This window comes from Bradyrhizobium sp. P5_C11_2 (genome assembly GCF_054049755.1).
In genome coordinates, this window is record NZ_JBFULT010000609.1 from 1 (window position 1) to 4,330 (window position 4,330).

8 protein-coding genes are annotated in these 4,330 nt (G+C 68.2%); 2 read left to right on the forward strand and 6 right to left on the reverse strand.

Annotated elements, in window-relative coordinates:
• Nucleotides 1-95 precede the first annotated feature (95 nt).
• The 3 genes from ACXJL8_RS35155 to ACXJL8_RS35165 form a co-directional block, all read right to left on the reverse strand.
• Nucleotides 96-815, reverse strand: coding sequence for a hypothetical protein (locus ACXJL8_RS35155; protein ID WP_456686463.1), 720 nt, complete (start codon nucleotides 813-815; stop codon nucleotides 96-98).
• Between the two features lie 164 nt (nucleotides 816-979).
• A complete protein-coding gene (locus tag ACXJL8_RS35160) occupies nucleotides 980-1,258 on the reverse strand; it encodes a hypothetical protein (protein WP_456686464.1) in 279 nt (92 codons plus the stop codon).
• Between the two features lie 73 nt (nucleotides 1,259-1,331).
• Complete coding sequence (locus tag ACXJL8_RS35165; protein ID WP_456686465.1) at nucleotides 1,332-1,739, reverse strand: hypothetical protein; 408 nt, start codon at nucleotides 1,737-1,739, stop codon at nucleotides 1,332-1,334.
• Between the two features lie 451 nt (nucleotides 1,740-2,190).
• Here ACXJL8_RS35165 and ACXJL8_RS35170 point away from each other — a divergent pair, with 451 nt between their 5' ends.
• Nucleotides 2,191-2,736, forward strand: a complete 546-nt coding sequence (locus tag ACXJL8_RS35170) for a hypothetical protein (RefSeq protein ID WP_456686466.1) — start codon at nucleotides 2,191-2,193, stop codon at nucleotides 2,734-2,736.
• A 94-nt stretch (nucleotides 2,737-2,830) separates the two neighbouring features.
• Nucleotides 2,831-3,016 carry a hypothetical protein gene (locus ACXJL8_RS35175; protein ID WP_456686467.1) on the forward strand — a complete coding sequence of 62 codons (186 nt, stop codon included), beginning with the start codon at nucleotides 2,831-2,833 and terminating at the stop codon, nucleotides 3,014-3,016.
• Here the strand turns inward: ACXJL8_RS35175 and ACXJL8_RS35180 are convergent.
• The 3 genes from ACXJL8_RS35180 to ACXJL8_RS35190 form a co-directional block, all read right to left on the reverse strand.
• Nucleotides 2,993-3,190: a helix-turn-helix domain-containing protein gene (locus ACXJL8_RS35180; protein WP_456686468.1), complete on the reverse strand. Its 198-nt coding sequence runs from the start codon at nucleotides 3,188-3,190 to the stop codon at nucleotides 2,993-2,995. The two genes, ACXJL8_RS35175 and ACXJL8_RS35180, sit on opposite strands and share 24 nt — an antisense overlap.
• Nucleotides 3,191-3,413: 223 nt before the next feature.
• Complete coding sequence (locus ACXJL8_RS35185; protein WP_456686469.1) at nucleotides 3,414-3,635, reverse strand: hypothetical protein; 222 nt, start codon at nucleotides 3,633-3,635, stop codon at nucleotides 3,414-3,416.
• A 32-nt stretch (nucleotides 3,636-3,667) separates the two neighbouring features.
• The gene (locus ACXJL8_RS35190) at nucleotides 3,668-4,228 is read right to left on the reverse strand and encodes a hypothetical protein (protein ID WP_456686470.1); all 561 of its coding nucleotides are present in this window, start codon (nucleotides 4,226-4,228) and stop codon (nucleotides 3,668-3,670) included.
• Between the last annotated feature and the right edge of the window lie 102 nt (nucleotides 4,229-4,330).

Consider the following 4,330-nt stretch of genomic DNA (forward strand, 5'->3'; position numbering starts at 1 on the left):
AATCGTTTCTGCCGCTGGGGCGGGTCGGGGACGGCCAAGATGAGGCGCCGGGCAGGCAGATCGCCGCCCGGCCGCCACGAGGCCCCCGCGCACGCTCACGCAACCGCCTCGGCGCGCAGCACTTCAGCCCGCGTCGGGTCGGAGCGGATGAGCATCATCTGCCTCGTGAGATTAAAGGTCTCACGGTGGAACGGATTTCCGTGCTCGGCCGGGGCAGCAGCCCGATCGGCCTCGGCCTTCAGCCGGTCATAGAGGGGACGATCGGTCCGGTAGAGTTCTCCCTGTCGCGAGAGGTTCCAGTGCTCCTTCGAGAAGGGGCTCTTGCCGGTGAAGGGCGCGGCCGGGGAGGCTGGTGACGTGCCGGCCGAGGCCTGCGAGGCCGAGCCGTGGTTGAAGCACCTCGGATGCCGATCGCGCAGGTCGCTCACGGCGTCCTCGACGCCCATCCACGCGCCGCCTCGACCGATGCGTTGGATCCCTTGCTCGTCGACGACCTCGACGGTGACGTCCTCGCCGTCCTCGCGTAGCCGGATCGAGCCGAGGAGGGTCTCGGCGAAGTCGTCCCGCCAGGCCGGATCCACGCCGGCCGCGTCGAGGGCCGCAGAGATCTTGTCGTTGACGATCGCCTTCGTGGCCCTGCCCTGCCAGCGCTCGGCAGTCTCGCCAAGGCCTCTCAGATTGCCGAGGCCAACGCCATCGACGTGCTCGACGTGCAGGATCCATCGGCCGGCGGTCGGGGCGTTGGAGCTCTCGACGTAGAGGCTGCGCAGATGCGCTTCGACCTCAGAGGGGTTGTTGATGACAGCCTTGAGCATGGGAAATTCCTAGATCTGAGAGGTAGGGGGTTGGGGGCCAGCCGGTCGTGCTGGCCGATCACGTGGTGTCGCTGAGCAGCGCGTCGCGGCGCACGCGGCCCGCCTGGCGCCCGACTGCGCCGGCAGCCAGTCGACGAGGGAGAGGATGATCTCGACGTTCATGCTTATCGGCGGGGCTCCTTCGAGAGCATGCCGAAGCGGATCCCGGTCGCGATCATGTCGGCCGGCGCGTCGCTGCGGAACTGCCGGCGCTGGCGGGACACCTTCGCCCCGACGCGCTCGGCATCGAAGGCAGCGCGGGCCTGCGGGTGGCTGGCGAGGAAGACGGACAACCTTCCCTCGGTGACGTCGAAGAACTCGGCGGTCTCCTGCATGGTCGCGGCGATGCGGCCGAGGCGCCGGAGGGTGTCAAGCACCTCGGCGGTGACGGTGAGTTTGGACATGGGAGCTCCTCCCGCGAGGCGGCCAGGTCGGCCGGCGGGTGTCGGGTTGAGGATGTAAGGGATGTTCGGCGGATCAGGCGTCGGCGGCGCGCAGCTTTGCCGCTTGCTCGCTCATGTGGCTCCGGATGTAGTGTTCCAATTCTTCATCCGTCATCTCCTCGGCATCTTCCCGAGTAAATGGCCGTTCAACATTGACGTTCTCGACCTTGTCGGACATTCCGAGGAAGTTCTTGCACGCGAAGATTATGCAATGCGGCGAGTTGCTCGTGAGCAAGCGCCTGCGAAGCGATAGGGTGCCGGTCGCTCGACCGTCGTCCAAGGCTTCCTGCGCCTCCGGGTTGGCCTTGAGGAAGGCCTCCAGGGTCGAGCGCGCCACCTTCATCGTCGCCGCGAGCTCGCGCTGCGTGGGCTGCAAGGTGCCGAGCTTCTTCAACAGGTCGAGGGTGTGCTCGTCGGCGACGAGTGCGTGCGGTCGGGCCATTTCCGGGCGGCTCCTTTAGGGCTGGCCCGGAAACCCCCTGCTCTGTGGGCTCGCGGGCGGGTTCGGACACGATGATCGGACAGACCTCCGGGCCCGCAGGGGCGGCTGGAGGCGGTGGTTCGGGCGGTCGGGCAGGATCGGGCCGGGTCGAGGCGCGACGGGCCTCCCTGCCTTTCCTGGCGGCATCGGCAGATCGGGCCGAGGCGTGCCGGACGGTCGTGCGCTGGTACGGCTCGACGTGGCCGGCGACGACCGCAGCGGCCTTCAGCCTACGGGACAGGATCACCCGGTCACCGCCACCGGGGAGCGCCTCGGTCTCCTTGGCGAGGTACCTGGCGAGGCGGTCGAAGTTATAGACCGGGACGATGGCGTCACGGCCTCGCATGTACGGCCCGAAGGCCTCCGAGCTCTCGTAGGAAGCGACCATCTCCTCGGTCGCCGGAGCCACGACGTGGCCGTGCAGGCGCGGGCCGCCCTTCGATCCCGACACGCGGCACTCGTAGGCCAGGGCGTAGAACTGCGGCAGCCCGGCGCGGCCTTGATCGCGGACGAGCCGGGCGAGGAAGTCGGCGATCACCTCGCGGGCCTTTGCGTGGTCGTCCGGCCCAAGCTCGTGCAGGGCGTCGCCGATGGTGAAGTGGTAGGCCGGGAGCTCGGTGTTGCGGACCGCGCGGAGCGCGCCCTTGAGGCGCGCCCGCTCGGCCGGAGAAAGGCCGCGTCGGGCGGCGGTGCGTGGGCGGGCCGGAGATGGACCACTAAAAACACCACTGGAACGAGCGTGTACGCGCGCCTCACGTGCGGGTGCGCGAGAGCCATCGATCGAGGAGGGCGCCGGCTCCTCGAAAATCCTAGTCGGATCAACAGCTTGATCGACAGCGGCCACACGGCGAGCGTGGCGGCCGGTCCGCAGCAAGGCGCTGAAGGCTGGAAGATTTTGCTGCGCCAGATCGGGCGCGGCGATCACGCCCGACAGCCGGTCCGAGACAAGGCACGGTAGAAGTCTGAGGGAGCAAAAGTTGTGGATCGCGCACGTGCGGGTGCGCGCGAGGCCTTGAGGGCCTGCACGTTGTCGGGCATTGGGAACTCGCTGATTGAAGCTTAGCCTGTTCGACCTGCCAGGGTCGGGCGGGCTTTTTCGTTGCGGGAGCGGGCTCACCGCCGATCACGCATCGGATACTCAGCCGTCGGTCTTCGCCGGTCTGGCCGCGGTCGAGGGCAGCTCGGTCTCCGCCGAGCTCGCCGAGGCGGCAACGCTACGCGGCGCGGCGGGCCGCTGACTTGGCGACGCACTCGGCGAGGTAGACCTCCACGTCGGCGCGACGGATCTTCACCGCCCGGTCGGCGATCTTGAAGGCGGGCACGTGCCCGGCCGCGATCACCCGGCGCATCGTATTCGGGGCGATCCCGAGCATGCGGGCCGCGGCGGCGACGGAAACAAACTCGGACGGCATCGGCGATCTCCAGACGAAAAAACCCGCCGCGGCGCGAGCCGGACGGGTTTGCGAGATGTGATTTGTTGACCGCGCGCAGTGCGCCGATCGTCCGGAAAAAGTAGCGCAACTAGTGCAGGTCGTGCAACGCCCTTTCGGGCTGATTTTTGAGGATAATTTGGCGCCTATTTTTGACGGTAATCCATGCAAAAATCCGACCTACTTGGATAGATCTTATCCTGTTCTAGATCATAGACCCGTCAGGCGCCGGCTCCAAGCCTCCTGCGCGCGCGAGATCCGCCTCGGCCAGCCGCCGGCCATCGCGGACCGCAGCACCGATGAGCTCCACGAGGACCGCGTCGCGACCGCTCCAGCCCACGAGCGGCGGCATCTCGCCGAAGGCCGCACCGTAGCGGCGGAACGCGGCAAGCATGTCGTCGGGATCAGGCTCGGCTTCAGCGGTCACGACAGCTCCGAAGGTGGCCCGAGGTTTGCGCTTCACCCCTCGACAGCCCTTTTCCAACGCGCGAGCGCAGCTTCGAGGCCCGGATCGGGCTCGACGGCAGAGAGCAAGCTCGGTTTCTCGCCCATAACCACGCTACCGCTGGAGGTGCTTTTGGGCGACTTCGGCTCGACCATGCGAGAATGCGATACGGAGGTCGCTGGCGGTCTCTGAAGCTTGACCGGCGCAATGGGCAGGCGAGACGTAGAATGGCCGCTACGGGCCCGCTCCGCGGCCGCGTTGGCCTTCCCGAAGGCAGTGCCGTAGTCGGAGCCGAACCGCCACAGCACGGGCTTGCGGTGGAGGCCGTGTTCCGTCGCCCGATAGCGGCTCCCGCGCTCGGGGATCTGGCGGTCGAGGAAGCCGATCTCCTCCAGGGCGGCGAGAGCGCCGCGGACACGCGCTTCTGTGAGGCCGAGAGCCGGGTGCTCGGTGAGGGCGCGGCGGTCGATCGGGAAGGCTGCCACGATGCGGGCCGGCGAGCTCCAGAAGCGCCCGAGGAACACCGCGAGGGCGAGGGCTGCATCCCGGTTCCGGTAGCCCGCCAGATCGGCCAAGAGGCGGCTCTCAACGTCCCTCGGGAGCCGATAGGGGCCAGCCGCCACAGGCGACCACGCGAGCTTACGGCGGCTCGTTGGGGTGCGCGCTACGTACGACAA

What these genes read in the sequence shown, in the direction of transcription:
- ACXJL8_RS35165 (WP_456686465.1), bottom strand. Translation starts at nt 1,739, where the DNA reads ATGGCCCGACCGCACGCACTCGTCGCCGACGAGCACACCCTCGACCTG.
- ACXJL8_RS35160 (WP_456686464.1), bottom strand. Translation starts at nt 1,258, where the DNA reads ATGTCCAAACTCACCGTCACCGCCGAGGTGCTTGACACCCTCCGGCGC.
- ACXJL8_RS35180 (WP_456686468.1), bottom strand. Translation starts at nt 3,190, where the DNA reads ATGCCGTCCGAGTTTGTTTCCGTCGCCGCCGCGGCCCGCATGCTCGGG.
- ACXJL8_RS35155 (WP_456686463.1), bottom strand. Translation starts at nt 815, where the DNA reads ATGCTCAAGGCTGTCATCAACAACCCCTCTGAGGTCGAAGCGCATCTG.